This window comes from Melioribacter sulfuriphilus (assembly GCF_051488685.1).
Taxonomy (GTDB): Bacteria; Bacteroidota; Ignavibacteria; order Ignavibacteriales; family Melioribacteraceae; genus Melioribacter.
The window spans coordinates 23586-43487 of record NZ_JBPSEH010000009.1 but is presented as its reverse complement, the minus strand read 5'-3'; the positions used below and the strand labels follow the sequence as shown (position 1 = coordinate 43487).

The 19902-nt window shown below is 37.7% G+C and carries 15 protein-coding genes; 2 read left to right on the top strand and 13 right to left on the bottom strand.

The features are described 5' to 3' along the window. Nucleotides 1-4: 4 nt before the first annotated feature. The 6 genes from ACSSV9_RS12650 to ACSSV9_RS12625 form a co-directional block, all read right to left on the bottom strand. A complete protein-coding gene (locus ACSSV9_RS12650; RefSeq protein WP_437347622.1) occupies nt 5-1372 on the bottom strand; it encodes an MBL fold metallo-hydrolase in 1368 nt (455 codons plus the stop codon). Then, nucleotides 1372-2352 carry an RHS repeat domain-containing protein gene (locus ACSSV9_RS12645; RefSeq protein WP_437347621.1) on the bottom strand — a complete coding sequence of 327 codons (981 nt, stop codon included), beginning with the start codon at nt 2350-2352 and terminating at the stop codon, nt 1372-1374. Before ACSSV9_RS12645 ends, ACSSV9_RS12650 begins: the two co-directional genes overlap by 1 nt. Nucleotides 2353-2356: 4 nt before the next feature. After that, nucleotides 2357-2797, bottom strand: a complete 441-nt coding sequence (locus tag ACSSV9_RS12640; protein ID WP_437347620.1) for a hemerythrin domain-containing protein — start codon at nt 2795-2797, stop codon at nt 2357-2359. Further along, nucleotides 2781-3665 (bottom strand): YihY/virulence factor BrkB family protein, encoded by an 885-nt coding sequence (locus ACSSV9_RS12635; protein WP_437347619.1) that lies wholly within the window; start codon nt 3663-3665, stop codon nt 2781-2783. Before ACSSV9_RS12635 ends, ACSSV9_RS12640 begins: the two co-directional genes overlap by 17 nt. Nucleotides 3666-3674: 9 nt before the next feature. Further along, the gene (purL, locus tag ACSSV9_RS12630) at nt 3675-5900 is read right to left on the bottom strand and encodes a phosphoribosylformylglycinamidine synthase subunit PurL (protein WP_437347618.1); all 2226 of its coding nucleotides are present in this window, start codon (nt 5898-5900) and stop codon (nt 3675-3677) included. A 90-nt stretch (nt 5901-5990) separates the two neighbouring features. Next, on the bottom strand, nt 5991-8081 hold the full coding sequence (locus ACSSV9_RS12625; protein WP_437347617.1) for a GWxTD domain-containing protein: 2091 nt from the start codon (nt 8079-8081) through the stop codon (nt 5991-5993). A 35-nt stretch (nt 8082-8116) separates the two neighbouring features. Between ACSSV9_RS12625 and ACSSV9_RS12620 the strand changes: the two genes are divergently transcribed. Then, nucleotides 8117-10252: a DUF5916 domain-containing protein gene (locus tag ACSSV9_RS12620; RefSeq protein ID WP_437347616.1), complete on the top strand. Its 2136-nt coding sequence runs from the start codon at nt 8117-8119 to the stop codon at nt 10250-10252. 24 nt (nt 10253-10276) lie between these two features. On the opposite strand, the gene ACSSV9_RS12615 is transcribed toward ACSSV9_RS12620, so the two are convergent. Genes ACSSV9_RS12615 through ACSSV9_RS12605 form a run of 3 tightly spaced genes read right to left on the bottom strand, consistent with a single transcriptional unit; the run spans nt 10277 to nt 12397 of the window. Beyond that, nucleotides 10277-11101, bottom strand: coding sequence for a phosphatidate cytidylyltransferase (locus ACSSV9_RS12615; RefSeq protein WP_437347615.1), 825 nt, complete (start codon nt 11099-11101; stop codon nt 10277-10279). Next, nucleotides 11091-11447: a putative signal transducing protein gene (locus ACSSV9_RS12610; protein ID WP_437347614.1), complete on the bottom strand. Its 357-nt coding sequence runs from the start codon at nt 11445-11447 to the stop codon at nt 11091-11093. The genes ACSSV9_RS12615 and ACSSV9_RS12610 overlap by 11 nt, the downstream gene beginning before the upstream one ends. Next, nucleotides 11444-12397: a CPBP family glutamic-type intramembrane protease gene (locus ACSSV9_RS12605; protein ID WP_437347613.1), complete on the bottom strand. Its 954-nt coding sequence runs from the start codon at nt 12395-12397 to the stop codon at nt 11444-11446. The genes ACSSV9_RS12610 and ACSSV9_RS12605 overlap by 4 nt, the downstream gene beginning before the upstream one ends. 56 nt (nt 12398-12453) lie before the next feature. Here ACSSV9_RS12605 and ACSSV9_RS12600 point away from each other — a divergent pair, with 56 nt between their 5' ends. Next, the gene (locus ACSSV9_RS12600) at nt 12454-13140 is read left to right on the top strand and encodes an SPOR domain-containing protein (protein WP_437347612.1); all 687 of its coding nucleotides are present in this window, start codon (nt 12454-12456) and stop codon (nt 13138-13140) included. On the opposite strand, the gene miaB is transcribed toward ACSSV9_RS12600, so the two are convergent. From miaB to ACSSV9_RS12580, 4 genes are all read right to left on the bottom strand, one after another. Then, nucleotides 13114-14439 carry a tRNA (N6-isopentenyl adenosine(37)-C2)-methylthiotransferase MiaB gene (miaB, locus tag ACSSV9_RS12595; RefSeq protein ID WP_437347611.1) on the bottom strand — a complete coding sequence of 442 codons (1326 nt, stop codon included), beginning with the start codon at nt 14437-14439 and terminating at the stop codon, nt 13114-13116. The two genes, ACSSV9_RS12600 and miaB, sit on opposite strands and share 27 nt — an antisense overlap. A gap of 70 nt (nt 14440-14509) precedes the next feature. Further along, entirely contained in the window at nt 14510-17887 is a 3378-nt protein-coding gene (gene mfd / locus ACSSV9_RS12590; protein ID WP_437347610.1) for a transcription-repair coupling factor, read from the bottom strand. An 88-nt stretch (nt 17888-17975) separates the two neighbouring features. After that, nucleotides 17976-19175, bottom strand: a complete 1200-nt coding sequence (locus tag ACSSV9_RS12585; RefSeq protein WP_437347609.1) for a pyridoxal phosphate-dependent aminotransferase — start codon at nt 19173-19175, stop codon at nt 17976-17978. A 66-nt stretch (nt 19176-19241) separates the two neighbouring features. Beyond that, the gene (locus ACSSV9_RS12580; protein WP_437347608.1) at nt 19242-19901 is read right to left on the bottom strand and encodes a heme exporter protein CcmB; all 660 of its coding nucleotides are present in this window, start codon (nt 19899-19901) and stop codon (nt 19242-19244) included. Between the last annotated feature and the right edge of the window lies 1 nt (nt 19902).

The window sequence follows — 19902 nt, the reverse complement described above, 5'->3', positions numbered from 1 at the left end:
AAACTTAATCCCCGAGAATAATTTCCTTTCCCAGTTCGGCTGAGTAAAGTTTAACATCAGGGATAGAAGTAAGTAAGTTATATCCTAACCAATTCTGAGCAGATTCTTCTCCGTGAACAAGTATTACAGTTTCAGGATCAAGTTTTTGTGCAAAGTTAATGAGGCTGTCACGATTAGCGTGTGCCGAAAAATAGAAGCGTTTTATATCGCATTCGACATTAATTTGCCTGTCGCCGTTAAATATCAGTGTGTCATTCTTTTTTGCATTAATAATTTTATAGCCCGGCGTGGAAGGATCCATGTAACCGACTCCAAATATTCCGAAATCTTTCTGTCGCAACCAGAATTGAGCAAGTTGATATGAAGAAGTTCCTTCGAGCATCATTCCGCTGGATGCTAATACGTAACCCGGATTTTTTTTGTAATAATTATTGTCGCTAATTTCATTCAAGTTGGATTGGCGAATTTGCTTTAATTCATTATCAGGACCTTTTCTTCTGACAACATACCTGTATCGGTCATAGATGTTCGATATTTCCCTGCCGATCCCTCCTGTATATATTTCTGCTTCGGTTAATCTGCCGCTTCTAATAGCTTCATCAATCAACATCAGCATTTCCTGCATTTTTCCGAGTGCAAATACTGGAATCAGAACCGATCCTCCTTTCACAATAATTTTATTCAATTCAGTTACGAATCTATTTAATTCCGTTTCCCAACTCCCGATCAACTTCGTGTCGGTATCGCCGTAAGTCGATTCCATAATCAAAAGATCGACTTTGTCCACTGAGTTTACGTCTGCACGTATTTCAATAGATTGTTCGGATAAGTTCAAATCACCCGTGTAAAGAATTTTTACGTCTTCCGTTTTAATCATTACCATTGCCGAACCGAGTATATGCCCTGCATCGTAAAAGCATCCTTTTACTTTTCCGAATGCTGAGTTCAAGCCAGTCAGGTCAAATTCTTCGTTGTAATCGTAGTCGCGTATACTCCTTACGAGAAGATCGATTTCTTCATGCGTGTAAAACGGTATGTTTTCCTCTTCAGTTGTTTCTTTCTTTAGAATGTTCACCGCATTATGAAGCGTTATGGACATTAATTCTTTTGTATAGGGAGTTGTATAAATTATTACATGCGGATACTTTTTTATCAAGAACGGCAGAGCGCCAATATGGTCTTGATGAGCATGTGAAATTATTACAAAATCAAGAGGGTAGTTTTCCAGTAATTGAAATAAAGGTAAAGACTCAATTCCTTTCTTTCGCGGATGAATGCCGCAGTCAAGTAGTATTCCCGTTCCATCGATTTGAAGGAAAAAAGAATTAGCGCCTATTTCACGCGCGCCTCCTATAGGTAGAAATTTAATCATCAATAGAATTCGTATTCGTAGACTGCGAGATATGCAGGGCGTTCGTTATTTGCATAACGAATTTCCTCGTGTTGAAGTCCGTTTTTGTAATATGAAAAAGTCACTCTATACTGACGCGAACCATCTGAAAGGAAAAGTTTATCCTCGATGAGATTATTATTTTCGTCATAATTCATTTGACGAAAAGTTTGTTTGTTCTTCGTAGTTATCAGGTTACCTCGTTCGTCGTAGTTATAGACAACTTCATTTGTAGTAGAACCCGACTTTTGAATTTCTTTTATCAGGAATCCTTTGTCGTCATAAACATATTCTATCTCGGCTACTAATTGACCTTTAGCATTATATCCACTTACTTTAGTGAGTAGATTACCGTCATAGTAATATTTTTTCTCTGCATTTAAATTTTCTCCATAGTATTCGCGCTCGCTTATGAGATGGTTCAATGAATCATACTGAAACGTGATCCTCTCTTCCTGTACATTTCTGCTCGTGAGTATTCTTCTGTTAATTTCATTTCCTTTATCGTCATACTCGGATTCTTTGCGGGTAGTAAGATTTCCGAAGCTGTCATAAATCTCGGTAGCGATTAGCTTGCCTTTATTATCATAGGCAAATTGATAAACAAGGTCGATGCCCCCAAGAGCTGTATATCTGATCAGTTTAGTTCTCTGCCCCTTCTCATTAAAAAAAAGTTCTTCAATTAAAGTAAGTCTATCGGGCTTTTGACCGTTCCGCAAAAAGAAGCCCGCTTTTTTTCTGCGCACTTTAACCTTTAATTTTACTGCTTTTTCAAGTTCTTTAGCAGGTTGATCCTTAATTTCTCTACTTTTTTCCGGTTTGTTTTCTGTTTTTGCATTGACACCTTTTACTTTTTCGTTATTATTCTCCTGAGTATTGCCGCACTGTACTACCAATGACATGGTTATTAACGGCATCAGGATAAAAACAATCATAATCAACGCTTTGAATAATTTTTTCATACATTCATCCCTTTAACTTTGAGTACAACAAGGATAATTTTTCTTCGTCCAGTTGGTTTTGTATCAATTCAAATAATTCTCGTTCTTCCATTCTAATATGCTCGTCCAGCATCATTCCAATTTCGTGCATTGTATTTTCATAATCTTTTTCGATTTTTAGTTTATTGAACAGTTCCTCTAATTTATCATGTTCATTGAGCATTCTTTGAAACAGGTTATCGAGCTCAGGCGTAATACCCGAACAAAAAGGCAGCAAAATATCTTCCTCTTTACGAAAATGTTTTATCAATTCTGCACTATAAAACCGTAGAGCATAATTTCTTTTCCCTTCTACGTCAGCAGGCAAATCGCGATAAGCAGGAGTGTCCTTTTTTAATATCTGAGCAAGTATCAATCCGTTATGATGCTCTTTGGATAAATCGATCAAACTAGGATGTCTTTTCATTTAACCTCTCTCGATACAGTTGTCCTATCTCTGCGCCAGCAATAAAAATACATGACGAATAAAAGATCCATAATAATATAACAACAAAAAGGACAAAGGCGCCATAGAATGGATTAGTGTTGAGAAAATGTCTGATGTAATATCCGAACAGGCTCCTGGCAGTTTCCCATAATAAAGTAGTTGATATAGCGCTTGTTAGTGCTACTTTCTTTGGAAGACGTTCATAAGGTATAAGATAGTAGAGCAGAAAAAATAATATAAGCATTACTATCAGAGATATAATCCAGACAGCAATATTCCATACATTAGCAATTTCCACATATGAAATAACAGGCGAACTTTGCGCATTCTCCACAATAATATTTAGTATGGGAAATATAAGTGTTGAAAGTGAAATAAAGATTACAACGAGTAACACCATCCCGATATCGCGTAAAAATCCAATCAGTGCGTGTTTCTCAATTTTTGTATGAAAAATCTGATTAAGAATTGTTCGTAGACTACTGAATATCCAGGTTGATGTAACTATTAAGCCAAACAATCCAAGATACCCGGCAAGTGTTTTGTACTCGATAACCTGTGGAAGTCTTCTGCTGATTACTTCTTTAGCATAATCTGCATATTGCTTGTATGGAAGAAGCAATTCGATAATCTGATTGATTATTCTTTCGAGACGTGCTGCTTCGAATACATTGCCTAGCAAAGAAAATATCAATAGAATAAGAGGTATCATGCTCAGCAACAACGAATAAGCAATACCAGCTCCTGAAAGGAAAAGGTTGTGTTCTTCAATCCTCTGGTATAATCCCAACAGGTAATATTTCAATATTTTCAGAACGTTATAGGCTCTTTGAATAGATTTTTTCATTATTTCAGTTCAGACAATATTCATTTTTTCTGAAATAGAAGAATAATAGAGCTTAATCAAACGCTCCAGCTTAAACTGGTATTGATCGTTAACCGATAGAATATCGTCAATCGTTTCGCCAAGATAAGTGTATGGAGTAAAACTCCTGGAGGCAATTTGTTCAAAAGAATCTTTATTTTCGCGACTTACGGAAACAATCACTCTTGATTGACTTTCTGAAAAGAATGAAAAATCTTCTCTGGATTTAACGGGTATATGAACTTTTGCTCCGATTGGTTTTTCTTTGTTTATAATGCAACATTCCGCCAGTGCAATTAAAATTCCCCCTTCGGAAATGTCGTGTGCCGATTTAATAATTTTCCGTTTGATCAATTCGAGTAATAGATTATGAAGGTCCTTTTCGGTTTGCAAGTCAATTTTAGGAATTTTGCCTTTAACCAGGTTATGTTGAATTTTTAAATATTCGCTGCCGCCGATTTCTTCGTAGTCCTCGCCGAGCAGATAAATGAGATCTCCGGCATCCTTGAATTCTGCAGTTGTTACATTATCAATGTTTTCGATAATACCTACCATTCCAATTACCGGAGTGGGGTAAACAGCTCTGTCCGGACTTTCATTATAAAAGCTGACATTGCCACCTGTAACAGGTGTATTAAAGAAACGGCAAGCCTCTCCCATTCCTTCAATCGCTTTTTTGAAAGTCCAGTACATTTCAGGTTTGTATGGATTTCCAAAATTCAGACAATTCGTAATAGCCAGAGGAATTGCACCCGAACAGACAACATTGCGTGCTGATTCAGCAACTGCAATCTTTGTTCCTTCCTTAGGATTCAGATAAACATATCTACCATTGCAATCAGTTGTTGCTGCGATTGCTTTTTGAGTGCCTTTAATTCTTATCACTGCTGCATCAGAACCGGGACCAACGACAGTATTTGTTCTAACCATTGAATCGTACTGTTCATAAACCCAACTTTTCGATGCAATATTAGGAGATGAAAAAATCTTTTCAAACACTTCGGAAATACATTCTGGTTCCGGTATTTCGTTATGATCGAGTTTGGTAATTTCTTTCAAATATTCCGGTTCTTTAGCATCTCGATAATAAACAGGAGCTCCTCCGCCGAGGACAAGATCGTAAGGAGGAATTACTGCTTTCAGCTCGTTGTGATGCCTGATTTTCAGAAGTGGTTCGTCGGTGACATATCCGATAATTTCACAATTCAAATCCCACTTGTCGAAAATTTCTTTTACACGATCTTCTTTCCCCTTTTTTACAACCACCAGCATACGCTCCTGACTTTCTGAGAGCATAATTTCGTAGGCCGTCATTTTTTCTTCGCGTAGCGGAACCATATCGAGATTAATATCCATTCCCGATTTACCTTTGGCGCTCATTTCGGATGTCGAGCACGAAATTCCAGCAGCACCCATGTCCTGAATACCCACGATCAGGTCTTCTTTAATAATTTCGAGAGTAGCTTCAAGCAGGAGCTTTTCGGTAAACGGATCGCCTACCTGTACTGATGGTCTTTTCGACTCAGACTTTTCGGATATTTCTTCGGAAGCGAATGTAGCACCGTGAATGCCATCTCTACCAGTCGACGAGCCAACAATCATAACTGGATTGCCTTCCCCTCTGGCAATTGCCGAAGCAGTACGGTTTGTATCGACTATACCAATTGCCATTGCATTTACAAGAGGATTGTATTTATACGAATCGTCGAAATAGACTTCGCCACCGACAGTTGGAACTCCAAAACAATTCCCGTAATCGGCAATTCCTTTTACTACTCCTTCGAAAAGGTAGCGGGTTCGCGGATCGTCGAGTGTCCCGAAACGGAGCGAATTCAAACAGGCTATCGGTCGAGCACCCATTGTAAAAATATCTCTTAAAATACCCCCGACCCCAGTAGCTGCGCCCTGATACGGTTCCACAGCTGAGGGATGATTGTGACTTTCAATTTTAAATGCAATTGCAAGACCGTCGCCAATATCAACCAGTCCCGCATTTTCTTCGCCGGCTCCTACAAGCAGTCGACCACCCGACCTCGGAAGCGTTTTTAGTAGAGCAATCGAATTTTTATAACTGCAATGTTCACTCCACATTACACTGAAAATTCCGAGTTCCGTAAACGTGGGCGTCCTGCCAAGACGCTCGCAAATTATATTATATTCTTCTTCTGTCAATCCGTGTTCAAGTGCTAATTCTAAATTTACTTCCGGTTCTTTCATTTTCATTCTCTTTAGAATTTATAATTACGAATATAACAACATTTCAACTTTTTCACTCCCTTGATTTTTCGGAAAGAAATTTTATCTATTTCAATTTACCGGTATTAAGTACAACTGCAATTTTGATTTTACATTCATTTTAGAATTTAAATCCTCAATTTCGACTTCGATATCATAATCCCCCGCTTTCAAGCCACTTAAATCCAACCGTATAAAAAGCGGCACGTCACTTCTATCGGCTCTGTACTTGTTTGTCAAAGTAAGTGCTTTTCTTTTTGAAAAAAGATTTTTAATAGCGGATAAGAAGCCTTCTTTGCCTTCGTTACGTTTTATTTTAATATTTTGTCTAAATTCGGCAAAACCTTTCCCATTTTTATTAAGATTGTAAACTTCATAATAAAGATAAACCTTACCGATAACAGTATCTTTAATATATGGATTAAAAGAATACTGTCTGCGCTGCAAAATTCCTTTACTGGCTGAATACACAGTATCGGCCAAAATGAGTGAACTGAGTGATAATAACTTTCTGTAGTCCGGAATGTTCAATGTTCCTCTTTTTACAGAAGTCTTTCTGCTCGATTTTTCTATCAGTTCAAAAGAATAAAAACCGCTGTCGGGCTCTAACACTGCAACAAATTCGTTTAATCCCGAGTTTGTTTCGAAATATTTATTCTCAACAATCTTTTCAAGCTGATTATGGTATCTATCGAACAAGAAAAAGCCCGTATTGATATTCAAACTGTCTCCATCTGTTTTTATACTGTCAGGAATATGAAAAACAATATGCATCTCAGTTTTCGACGGATAAAGAGCCGATTTAAAATAGTACTCCTTAGAAGATACCGAGAATTGACTGCCCTCGTAGACGGGCACGTACTTTGAATGATATGATTTTCTTAAATATTGTATAAGCTCGTGAGAGTTTAGTGGATATTGAGAAACAACCTTTTCTTTTTCGACAGGCGGGGCACTGAAAATAAAATTATTGTTCAACGCCATATCCGTGAATCCAAAATTCATTTCTTCGTAATTCCATACGTCCGTCTTCATTTCGTACCCTGCTTCGCCCATCGATGGTCTAATTCTCATTATATTCAATGGTTCACCGTACCGTAGAATCACTTCTCCCCTGTCTGTTTGCCATCCTTTCTTTTGGTTGTTACTCAAAAAAAGATTTGCAAATGTCAACCTGGAATAATGTTCGAGCAATCTTTCGTTGTAATCAGTTAAATACAAAGGGTCGTTTACCTGCCAGTAAAATTTGATGAAATGACTTCTTTTATATTCATTGTCGCCCATTATCTCATCGTAGGCGGGCTGTAGCATTTTAACCGCCGATTCATAATCGTATTCTTTTCTTTCTTCGTAAGTCATGTATCTGAAAGCGAGTTTATAAAAGCGGTTGCTTTCTGTAAAATTCCGCAATTTATAATAACAGAATCCAAGAGCGAGATTTATTTTAGTATCTTTCTTTTCTATCTGATAAAGACGGTGCAAAAGGCCGGCAGCTTTTTCAAAATTACCTGCTTTCATATAGAGCAGAGCTAACTTATAATTAGCTTCATAATTTATCGAGTCTATAGATAAAACAGCTCGATAGTACTTCTCTGCTTCTTTAAAATCTTCATTCGCATACTCCTGTAAACTTGCTAAAAACTCATCGCCAAGTTTTCGATAAGAATTATTATAATTCGTAAAGTCCTCGTCTTTTATTTCGGCAAGATTCAGGTAAGCTTCAATTGAAGTCGAATCGAGCTTAAGAATTTCTTTAAATTCCTTGTAAGCAGAAACACGCGCGAAGTCTTTCAATATTGTTGCATAAGCAAGTCTGTATTTAATATTCCGTGGCTCCAAAAGGGCGGCTTTTTTGAGCAATTGGTAGGCTTTGTTCCTCTCGCCGTAATCTGTTCTAATAGCTTTCAGTTTTCCTAGTAAATAGATAAACTCGGGCATCTCAAATTTTTGAATTAACTTCTCCAGCAATTTTTCAGCCGTTAGACTATCTCCTGTAGAAAGATATTGCCTTGCAAGATTAACATAATACATACTACTGTCTACCTGCTGAGCGAGGCTAACTGCAGCAGCAGTGAGAAATATCGCCGTAATTTTCAATATGAATTTTCCAGATGCAACCATTTTCCAAGAAGTCACGTCTAAAAGACCAAGCAAAACAAACATAAAGAAAGTTGTTTAAAACGTCACCCGGAGAAGTCATGAAAAAATCGATGTTATTTTTGTTAATCCTTGTAAAAATTTTCGCTGCCAACGAAGAAAAAGTAATGAAATTAAAGAAAGTTGATGCAGACATTAAAATCGATGGAATTATAGACGATATATGGAGCAGAGCCGATTCGACAGACGACTTTTTTCAATTGTCACCATATTATTCAAAAGCGCCGAGTAAAAGAACAGTTGCTAAAATTTTGAGTACGGACAATTCTTTATTCTGTTTAATAATTTCTTACGACGATAAAAAAAACATTCAACATTACACTGGCAAACACGACAATGCAAATGGAGATGTTGTTTCGATAATGCTCGATACATTCGGCGATAGAAAGACGGCATATAAGTTCGCCGTTTCGGCTGCGAACGTACGATCCGATTGCAGATTGCTCGATGACGCACGCAATCGCGATTATAATTGGGATGGAATCTGGTTCTCGGCCGCACAGATTTACGATTGGGGTTATGTCGTTGAAATAGAAATTCCATATAAATCTCTCCAGTATGACGAAAATCTCGATTACTGGGGATTGGATTTCGACCGCTGGATACCGACCTTGAAAGAAGATTTATACTGGTGTGTCTACGAGCAAAATGAAGGACAGCGCATTTCCAAATTTGGTAAATTAGTCTTCGACAAATCTAAACCTTCAGTAAAAGGATTAAACCTTGAAATTTACCCAACGACCTATGGCAAATACACAACTTTGAACGATAAAATGAAACCAAATTTCGGACTCGACATTTTTTATAACCCATCGTCCCAGCTGACCTTTCAAGCAACGGCAAATCCTGATTTTGCTCAAATAGAGGCTGATCCATACAATTTCAATATCACTCGATACGAATCATATTTTTCAGAGAGAAGACCGTTCTTTATTCAAGGTAATGAAATTTTCATGCCCGCCGGCAGACAGCGTAACTGGGGATTTTACAGACCGATGGAACTTTTCTATTCAAGAAGAATCGGCAAGTTGCTACCCGATGGCAAAGAAGTGCCAATTAATTTTGGAGCCAAAGCATTTGGAAGGATAGGAATGTGGCAATACGGCGGTTTTGTTGCAAGAACGCCCGAAGTAGAATATACCGAAGACGACTCAACGAAAATTGAGCCTTCATCATTTTTTTTGTCGGGCAGACTGAAGCGCCAGATCATGGAAAATTCTGAAGTAGGCATTTTATTCGTCGGAAAGCAAACTGCAGCTGGAACCGAAGGTGTATTCGATATCGACGGCGCATTCAGAAATTCGAACTGGCAGCTGGCTTATCAAGTTGCACGTTCAATTCAGAACTCAAAAGGCGATTATGCCGCTTCAATGGGATATACAAATATGACGAACGACTGGATTTTAATGTTTCGTTCTCGTTATGTGGGAAACGATTTCGATATCGATCAGGTGGGCTATGTACCCTGGCGTGGAACTTTTGAAGCTGTCGGTCTTGCTGGACCAGTCTGGTTCATAGATAAAGGCGCTATATCCCAAATTTTAATTTATACAGGACCTGCTGTTAACTACGAAAAAATAGATGACTATACCGACAGAGCATGGGTCATAGGATTTAATATGCAATTCAGAAGCAATTGGGGGTATGAAATTAATACCGATTTCGGTAAAGTCAAAGACGACACGGTTAAATATGATTATTATTCTGTCAATCTCAGTAGCTGGTTTAGTCCCGACCCATCATGGTGGGGTAATGTTTGGGGCGGGTTTTCAAGAACTTACAATTTTTCACGAGAATATCTTGCATTCTACAGCTGGGCAGGCTCGAGCTTCGGCTGGAATATTTCCAACTTCATAAATATTGGTGCGTCGGCTAATCTCTGGATTGAAGGCAATCCGGATAATCATATTGAAGAAATCACTATCAACACGCGCCCGTGGATTTCGTTTACTCCGCTTAACGACTTGAATTTCTACGTCTACATCGATAATCTTTTTCTCAGATCTTCAGACAAATTGGAAAGAATTTTTTTAGGTGCACTTTTCTCGTATCAATTTCTTCCAAAAAGCTGGATTTATCTGGCAATCAACGATTTACATGAACGAAACGACATGCGCACTATGGCGTCAATCGAAACAGTCAGTGTTTTCAAGATACAATATCTATACTATTTCTGATTTTTCATAAGCTTATGGATAAAGCTAAAATGTCGTCCAGTAATAGAGATAAAGATAGACGAGCGGGGCGCTGTAAATCAATGAATCGAAACGGTCGAAAATTCCACCGTGACCTGGTATGATTGACGAAGAATCCTTCACATTACAATCCCTTTTCAGCATACTTTCTATGAAGTCACCAACTTGACCGAAGACACCAATAATTAATCCAATAATTATTCCGTCTTTCACTGTGAGTACATCAATCAACAAAGTTACGAATACAATCATTGTGGCTACTGCAAATACCAAACCTGCAATTGTGCCTTCCCAACTTTTATTAGGACTTATTCTTGGAAAAATTTTATGCTTACCAAATGCAGTTCCAATAAAATATGCTGCAGAGTCGCATACCCATATCGAAACCAGTACTCCAATTATTAAATAACCTCCATTATCATAAAGGAAGAATGAATCACTATAAAACTCCCTGATAGCAACCATCGCCGAAGTAAACAGTCCAATATAAAATATGCCCGTGAGTGTTGCCCCTATGTTGGCTACTGCAGATTCTTTATTTCTAAACATTTCCCAGAATAATGTTACTGCAACGATCAAAAATGATAGGATTTCAAATTCGATGAAATGAAAGTATGCATTCAATATCAATGCAATTATCGCAACTGTACCGGCAATAACATTCGGATAAAATTTCTTTTTTTTCAACATACCTGCAAATTCAATAAAAGATAAGATGCCTATAAACAAAGCCAGGAATAAAAACGGTCCTTTCCCTGCCATTGCAAGAAATAAGATTATGGGAATACCGAAGAGAGCAACAATTACACGTTTGGTAAGATTACTCTTCATCTCCCTGATCCTCCGAATTTATTGAGCGGCTATTGATATCTTTAATTATTTCAAGAGCGGATTCTGCATCAACTTTTTTTACCAGGATTTTAATTATTGCCAGGTCGCCAACAGTCGGATAGTTCCTGTCCTTCTGAGATAATACCAGTGTTTCAACATCTGCGCTTTCCAGATTCGCTTTATACATCTCGGCTTCAATATTGTCAGAGCAGGTATAAACCACTACCCAATCTTCAGGGTGTACCAGATGTCCCTCAAATTCTTCTTTGCTAACTAATTGAACACCGCAATCAGGACATACATTTATTCCTTCAACATATTCGTATTCACATTTCGGACAAATCATAATTCACCTTCTTTTTGTTCTTCTTTTAATTTATACATTCTATTTACGTAAAATACAAATGCTGCAAATAGAATAACCAAAACAACAAAACTGATAAGATATATTGAAATATCTTTTTCTGGAACGACGTTTGAACTTATTAGTTCCTGCTCGCCCAGGATTAAGTAAGCTGTAACTGCAAAAAAATTATTCAGAAAATGAAGAGCCATCGGCACAAAAATGGACTCGCTTTTGTATGCAGCAAATCCAAAATATGTTCCGAGCACTATTAGTGGAATCAAGCCATAAGGATTGAAATGATAAATTCCGAAAAATAATCCCGTTATTAGGGCGCTGAGAAATGGTGAATATTTGAGCTGGAAGCTCGATATAACGTAGCCTCTAAAAAAGACCTCTTCGCAAATAGCCGGTATTACCGCAATGATGAACACTATTAACGATGACTCGAAAAATGAATTTGAAACGAGCAAACTTCCGTATGCACTTTCGAGTAATTTGTCGAGCTGGTCTACAATTTGTTTGATTGATTTAATTGCTCCATAGTTTTCGGCTGCTTTCGTAATAAAATAATTCTGTATATAAAGATAATTTTGCAACAAAGGAGTAATAATTATCATCCCGATTATAAAAAGAAATACTTCCTTTTTTTCAGGAAATTTGAATTTAAGAATTGAAGTGACGTCGGTGTAAATAAATTTTGCCAATAAAAGTGACGGTAAAAGAATTAATAAAATTTGTCCACCTGCCGTTAGCAATCTGACTGCATTGACGTCAGCTTTGTCTACATCAAATCCAAATATCAATAATGTAAGAAGAGCACCGCCGAATTGATAAAGCACAAAGACCAACGCCAGTCCCAGCAAAGCAGCTCCAACCGGCGTTATACTTATTTTAATCTTCTGTTCTTTATCGTCGTTTTCTTTGTGAAGTGAATTCCTTTCTTCGTCCATATTTTTTGCTATTTTTGTTATAATCTAATGATAATATAATAAGAATACGAAAAATAATGACCTGCATTACCAAATATTTTATAAAAGTTTTATTCCTTTCAATTTTCTTTTGTGGACATATAACAACATTTTCTCAGGAAATTGACATAAAAGACGCACTAATTAATATAGAAAAAGGGGAGATCGATAAAGCTGTAGAATTTCTTAAAAAAAATTATACCGAGTCGGATCCATCGATATTGTTCCTTGATGCCGTACTTACCAGCGACGGAAAAAGTGCATTGAATAAATACATAAACATATTTGAAAAATTTCCGGAAAGCCGTTATGCCGACGCTGCTCTTTACCGAATTTATACATATTATTACTCAATCGGAGCTTATAAAAAAGCTGAATCATATCTCAATACACTGAAAAAAAATTATCCTTCGTCACCTTATTTGAAATATACCGACAGAAATTTGCCAGATACAACAGATGAGGTAGAGGAACTTAAAGAATACAAATATACAGTACAGGCTGGTGCATTTTTAAAAAAGGAAAATGCAGAGCGCCTTGTAAGCCAGTTAAAGATGGAAGGATACGAATGTGAAATAATCAGCAGAGAAATTGGAGGAAGCTTATTCAGTATTGTTCTGGCAGGAAAATTCGAGAATGAGATTGAAAGCAAGCCTTTACTAGAGCTTCTCGAAAATAAATTCAGTATAAAAGGACGTTTAGTTGACCTCGACCAATACAGGTGAGTTACCAAACAAAGTGGCTGAAGTTGCGCGTGTTATTTCAATTCTCACATAATCTCCCACTTTTATATCATCGCGCTTCGGAAAGACTGCAACTTTATTCGTATCTGTTCTGCCCGACAAGAATTCATCGGATTTTTTACTAAATCCTTCGACCAATATTATTTCTTCTTTACCAATCAAAGATTGATTGATTTCATAAGAAATCTGCTGCTGAAGATCGATTATTTCATTTAATCTTCTGATTTTGGTTTCTTCGGGGACGTCGTCGTTCATACTGTAAGCTTTCGTACCTTCTCGAGGAGAATATTTAAACATATAAGCACCATCGTATCTAACTTCTTTCATAACTTCGAGCGTCATTAAATGGTCTTCTTCGGTTTCGGTGGGAAAACCTGCAATAATGTCTGTTGAAAAACTGACGCCTGGAATAATTCTGCGTGCTTTATCGATAAGATTTAGATAGTGTTCGATAGTGTAGGTGCGATTCATTAGTTCCAGTATTCTATTCGAACCCGATTGTACAGGCAGATGAATATAATTGCAGATATTGTCGTGTTCGGCAATTGTATAGAGAAGCTTATCGGATAAATCCTGAGGATGCGATGTGGTAAATCGGATTCTCATTTCCGGGGCCGCATTTGAGCATGCAGCCAGCAAATCTGCAAAGTCCCTTCCGTTATCGTTGTAAGAATTTACATTCTGCCCGAGCAGTGTGACTTCTTTGAAATTTCTTTCGGATAACGATTTAACTTCGTTTACAATCGATTCGAGTGAGCGGCTTCTTTCCCTGCCCCTTGTAAAAGGTACAACACAGAAACTGCAAAACTTGTCGCAACCTCTCATAACCGATATCCACGCACTTATCCCATCTTCTCTGTAAGGTATTATATCGTCGTAAGTTTCTGTACGCGATAGTTTAACGCCGATTCCTTTCTCACCTCCAAAGGCATGGTCGATATATTCAGGTAAGCGTCTGTATTCATCCGGCCCTACTACAACGTCGACAATCTTTTTTTCCTCAATAAGTCTTTTTCTTAGACGTTCGGCCATACAGCCCAATATTCCAATAATTGCCTGCGGATTTTCTCTTTTTACACGTTTCAAGTGGTCGAGTCGGTTAAATATCTTTTGCTCGGCATTGTCTCTTACACTGCAGGTATTGAGAAGTATTACATTAGCATCGTCAATATTACGCGTAATTTCAAATCCTTTGTTTTTTAAGATTCCCATTACCAATTCAGAATCTGCAAAATTCATCTGGCAGCCGTACGTTTCGATATATACACTGTTTTTATTCATATTTACCTGTATGTCTGAATTTGAGTTACTAAATTAAACAGATTCGAACTGATTAACAAGATGAGAGGTATTAATTAACCACTTCGGCTTTCGGATGATATTCTCCTGTCAATTCCGAAATCCTCTGTGTAAATGTAATCATGAATTTAAGGATGTCTTCGGGATTTTTAAAATCATTTGTTATTTCCAGTTTAAGAAGTTCCTTTTGCTGAACAAAGCGGACTCTTTTGCCGAAATTAGAATTAATGTACTCAAGAATTGGAACAAACTTATTTTTATAATATTCTTCTCTGTTCCCTTTAGGTAAAACCACAATTACTTTGTCCTGTTGAATGATTATTCTTTCCCACAGAGCAAGCGAAGCATAGAAACGGAGTCGTGCGACGTCAATTAAGTTCTTAACTACGGGGGGAATTTTACCGAAGCGGTCCTCCAGTTCTTCAATTATTTCTTCTGTCTCGTCGATTTTAACCATAGAGAACAAAGAGGTATAAAAGCCAAGGCGGTCGGATTGATCGGGCATGTAATCCGCAGGAATACCAATTTCAAAGTATGTATCGATAGCTGGTTCAGAGCGTTCAATCTGTTTGGGTAAATCCCTGAAAATTTCTTTAAACTCGCTTTCTTTCAATTCTTCAACCGCTTCGTCTACAAGTTTCAGATAGAGGTCGAAGCCCACCGAATCGATAAATCCACTCTGTTCGGTTCCCAGCAAATTGCCGGCTCCTCTGATTTCGAGGTCTCTCATCGACAGGCTAAATCCTTCACCCAGCTCTGTATATTCTTCGATTGCCTGCAGACGACGAAAAGCCTTTTTTGTAATTGTATTGACAGATGGCACAAGGAAATAAGCGTAAGCTTGACGATTGCTTCTACCTACCCTGCCGCGTAGCTGGTGTAATTCCGCCAGACCAAATCTATCAGCCCTGTTCACTATGATTGTATTTACACTTGGAATGTCAATTCCAGACTCGATTATTTTTGTAGAAATAAGCATGTCGTATTTTTTTTCGACGAAATCGTGAATCACTTTTTCAAGTTGCGCTGGCTTCAATTTTCCGTGAGCTATGCCTACTTTTATTTCGGGAATATGTTTTTTTATGTAAGCAGCAATTTTTTCGATCGATTGTACCCTGTCGTGTATAAAATAAATCTGTCCGCCTCTTTTAATTTCACTCAGCACCCATTCTCTTATTTTTTGGATGTCGAACGAATCTACTTTTGTGAAGATAGGTTGCCTGTTTGGGGGAGGAGTTGCAATAATCGAGAGGTCACGTGCACCGAGTAAAGAAAGATTCAATGTTCTCGGTATCGGTGTAGCAGTAAGTGTAAGCGTATCTACATTGGCTTTAAGAGCTCGCAACTTTTCCTTTGCCATAACGCCGAAACGGTGCTCCTCGTCAATAATTAAAAGTCCGAGATCGCGAAAACTGATGTCTTTCGACAACAATCTGTGTGTGCCAATGATAATATCGACTTCTCCGCGCGCAAGTTTTTCGACAATTTCTTTCTGTTCTTTCGGAGAGCGAAACCTCGAAAGGACTTCAATTCTTACAGGAAACTGAACCAATCGATCCCTGAATGTATTGTAATGCTGTTCTGCTAATATTGTGGTAGGCACAAGCAGAGCCACCTGCTTATTGTCGTTTACGGCTTTAAATGCTGCTCTTACAGCAATTTCGGTTTTTCCAAATCCCACATCGCCACAAACAAGCCTGTCCATGGGAGTTTCATTTTCCATATCATTTTTAATTTCTTCGGTAACACGAGCCTGATCGGGTGTGTCTTCGTAGATAAAAGATGCCTCGAGTTCTTTTTGCCAGATTGTATCGGGACTGAATGCAAAACCTTTTGACATTTTTCTTTTGGCATAAAGAGTAATGAGCTGCCGTGCAGCTTCTTTGATTTTACTCTTTACCTTTTTCTTTGTCGATTTCCATTCGCCAGAGCCGAGCACGGATAAATTTGGTTTGACATTATCACTGGAAGAATATTTTTTTACCAGCGACAAATAATTCAAGTTAACATAAACAACGCCGCCTTCAGCATATAAAATTTTTATCGATTCTTGCTCGACGTTCCCGATTTTAATCGTCTGCAAACCGGCATACTGACCGATTCCGAAATTTTCGTGCACTACATAGTCGCCAATTTTTAGATTTGCAAGGTCGCGAGTCTTGGATTTCTTCGTTACTCTTTTAACTTTTTTCTGAACTTCTGATAGGCGCGTCCTGTAAGGTTTATTGAATATTTGATAATCCGTCATCAACAGGAATCGGTCTTCTTTAACTGCAAAGCCCGACTTGATAGGCAATTCGATTATTTTGATTAATCCCTGTTCGTAATATTTTTGAATTTCTTCATCGTATTCGGTAAATAAATCACTTAACCGCTTTATCTGGAGCTGGTTTTCAACGGCCACAACTATTTCAAATTCTTTCGCAGCATAATTTTTTAACGAGGAAAACAAAAGTTCATAATTGGAATTGATATATGGAGCTTCGCTCAAACCAAGGTTAATCCTCTCTTCATGAATTCCAATGTGGTCTTCCAGAACCCAGAATGCATCTTTATCAAATAACGATTCTACCCGTAATTCATTTTTTCTTTTCACTTCATCTTTTTTATAAGTGTAATTTTCTAACTCGTATTCGTAAAGTTCGTATTTCAAATCCTCGTCGAGGTCATCCATTTTATCGGTCAAATTTTTATTGGAATCGTTGATGTTCGTGAGATTTGCTAAATAATAATCCGAAGCAATAACAAACGGCGATTCGAGATAATCGAAAATATCCGCAGTCATTTCGCCATTTGCGCACGAGGAGGCAAGTGTAACAGAATCGACTTTTTGTGTGGAACGTTGAGATTCCGGGTCAAAATATCGGATCGATTCAATAAAATCGCCGTCGAATTCAACCCTGCAAGGTAGTTTTTCACTGTAGGACCAGAAATCGATTATCGAACCTCGCAGCGCATATTCGCCCGGTTGATCGACATATTTATCCTGGTCGTAATTGATCAGGTTGAGATATTCGATGAGTTGATCGTAAGGAAGTTCCCCGCCAATCTCAACTTTTGTTGTGCTTTTTCCGAGTGCATCTCTGGAAGGAAATTTTTCTTTAAGCAATTCGTAAGTCGATACAAGAATAAACGATTTGCGGTTCGAAATATCGGTTAATTTTTCCTGGACGACGTCGCCTTCGAAGTCCTCAAGTACAATTAAATCATCGGACAATCCAAGCAGAGCAAGTTCAACACTCAATTCCTTTAATTCGGTCAGCGAGGATGTTAATAATAATATCTGCTTACCTTTTCTAAAAAACGATTGAACGAAAAGGCTTTTAAACGAACCTTCCAAAGGTGATACAAAAACTTTCCTCTGCCTTTGTTCGAGTAAATCGGATAGTTTTTTAAATGGAGTTAATTTTTCAATAATTTGTTTATGCATAATAATTTTTCTTTAAAAAGCATACCTTTCCCTTCATTCCTGAAAGGAAAGCGATTTTTCAAATATTATTTTTCAGATCGTAAGCAACTTAAACTAACATTTCAAGAGCATTCTTAATTCTTTTAATTCCTTCTTCTAATCGGTCCATCGACGTCGAGAATGAAATTCTGATACAATTTTTATTTCCAAAAGCAATACCTGGAACAACTACAACACGGGCCACGTTCAAAAGAAAGAAAGAAAATTCGAATATGTCGTTAATTGCTTTGCCGTTAAATTTTTTGCCGATATAATTCGATACATCGGGAAAAATATAAAACGCACCTTCGGGTTTTGTAGTTTTTATGCCTTCGATTGAGTTTAATTCTTTGTAAAGAAAATCTCGCCTTCTTTCAAATTCCCTGCGCATAATTTCTACGGAATCCTGAGGACCTGTCAAAGCTTCAAGGGCTGCATATTGAGAAACAGTAGAAGCATTGGAAGTAGAATGACTTTGTACTTTAGCCATAGCTTTTACAATACTGCGGTCAGCTGCCGCATATCCAATACGCCAGCCCGTCATCGAATATGCTTTTGAATGCCCGTTTACTACAATTGTCCTCTTTTTGATTTCATCGCCGAGGGATGCCACGCTTTCAAAACGAATGTTATCAAATATTATCTTCTCATAAATTTCGTCGGTTAAAATGAAATAACTTCCCATTTTAAGCACATCTTTCAATGCGTTCAATTCGTTTTCGTGAAATACACTTCCTGTAGGATTCGACGGATTGCATAAAATCAACATTTTAGTTGACGGTGTTACATACGATTCCAATAGTTCGGGAGTTAATTTAAAACCCGATTCGAAAGAAGTATTGATGATAACTGGAGTGCCTCCTGCAAGCTTTACCATTTCGGGATAAGATACATAAAAAGGCGCAGGAATCAGTACCTCGTCGCCTTCGCCCACAAGAGCCTGAATTGCGTTATAAACACATTGCTTTGCTCCATTCGACACTATTATTTCATCAGTTGAATACAGAAGTCCGTTATCTCTTTCGAGTTTATCCGCAATTGCTTTACGCAGCTCAACAATGCCCGTATTAATTGTATACTTGGTTAAATTTCGTTCTAATGCTTTTATTGCCGCATTCTTTATATTTTCCGGTGTCGGGAAATCGGGCTCGCCCACACTGAAGTCAACAACATCCTCCCCTTCGGCTCGCAATTCTATTGCTCTTTGAGCAATCTGCATCGTGAGTGATGTAGCGGTTCGATTTATTCTGTCGGAAAATTTGAATTCCATAATATGTAATTAAATAATTTTTTCAGTTGACAAAGATAATAAATAAAGTCTTACTGCATTTGTAATTTATTCTTTCCAGATAAAATCAAAAAGCAAGTATGAAGCTGTTGTCATAATTACGTCGTACGATACAAGTACTAGTATCTCGGTCATCGACTCGACTATGCTATTCCCATCCATTGCAAATTTTGTAAGTTCGAGAAGAATTAAAATGAGCGGTAAAAGAATTGGAAACGAAAGCACCGGATAGAGTGTTCCCTTTGACGAGGCTTTTGAAATTATTGCCGCAATTATTGTAGAAGAAACGGCAATTCCCACATTCCCCAGCAGAAAAGCAATTAAAAACAATAACATGTTTTTAATAATAAAAGATTCGAATAGTACCGTAAAGAGAAAAGTTATAGCAAAGTTCATAAGGAATACAAGAATGAGATTGTAAAGCAACTTGCCCGAAAAAATTGTGGATGGAGAGGCAATTAAATGAAGCGTAAGAGTTGTTCCCCGCTCTTCTTCCGAAACAAAAGCTCTTGAAAGACCCGACATTGCCGAAAAGAAAATGACCACCCAGAGTAATCCTCCCGTCAAATATTCACTTATCTTTTCGCTCCCTACCGAAAACATTATCACACTAATCGTAACAAGAATAAACATCGACAATGCATTTAGGGCATAACGAGTTCTAAGTTCCGATTCCCAGTCTTTTTTAAAGAGATGGTAAGCTTTCATT